This window comes from Rothia sp. HMSC061D12 (assembly GCF_001836735.1).
In the GTDB taxonomy this organism is placed as follows: Bacteria; Actinomycetota; Actinomycetes; order Actinomycetales; family Micrococcaceae; genus Rothia.
Window position 1 is genome coordinate 213,102 of sequence record NZ_KV830305.1, and the last position, 676, is coordinate 213,777.

The following is a 676-nucleotide window of genomic DNA, read 5'->3' on the forward strand; positions in this document are numbered from 1 at the left end:
CTTCCTTCTGGGAAGGGCTTTCATTGAGGCACCAAAAAACCATCCACCCCAACCAAACCCGCTATTTCCCTTCCTTCTGGGAAGGGCTTTCATTGAGGGTCTCGGCATGGTCGCCAAGAAAAAGATGAGAGCCATTTCCCTTCCTTCTGGGAAGGGCTTTCATTGAGGGTTTGACATGCTGCGCGAGAAGGTATCGGCCTGGAGCATTTCCCTTCCTTTTTGGAAGGGCTTTCATTGAGGCCCCAGCAGATTAAAAATACCTGCAGGCGGGTCCTGAAATTTCCCTTCCTTCTTGGAGGGGCTTTCATTGAGGGACCGGCCTTAACGTTGTCGGTGAGGGGTTCTTAGAGCGATTTCCATTCCTTTTCGGAAGGGCTTTCATTGAGGCTATTTTGGCGGCGCGGCATACGCCCCGTATGGTAACATTTCCCTACTTCTCCGTAGGGACTTTCATTGAGGCTATGGTGAGACGCTGGCGACCACCGCGGTTATCACATTTCCCTTTCTTTTTTTGGAGGGGCTTTCTTTGAGGCTGCCTGCGGCCTGTGTGGCCGACTGACCGACCGACTTTCCCTTCCTTTTTTGGAGGGGCTTTCATTGAGGCGGCTTCGCCTTTGAAGAATTGAAGGGCGGCGACGGATTTCCCTTCCTTTTCGGAAGGGCTTTCATTGAGGCT

The 676-nt window shown here is 52.4% G+C and carries 1 protein-coding gene; it reads right to left on the minus strand.

The features are described from left to right. Positions 1 to 430: 430 nt before the first annotated feature. On the minus strand, positions 431 to 676 hold a 246-nt coding region (locus HMPREF2682_RS09510), incomplete at its 5' end, for a hypothetical protein (RefSeq protein ID WP_210400847.1).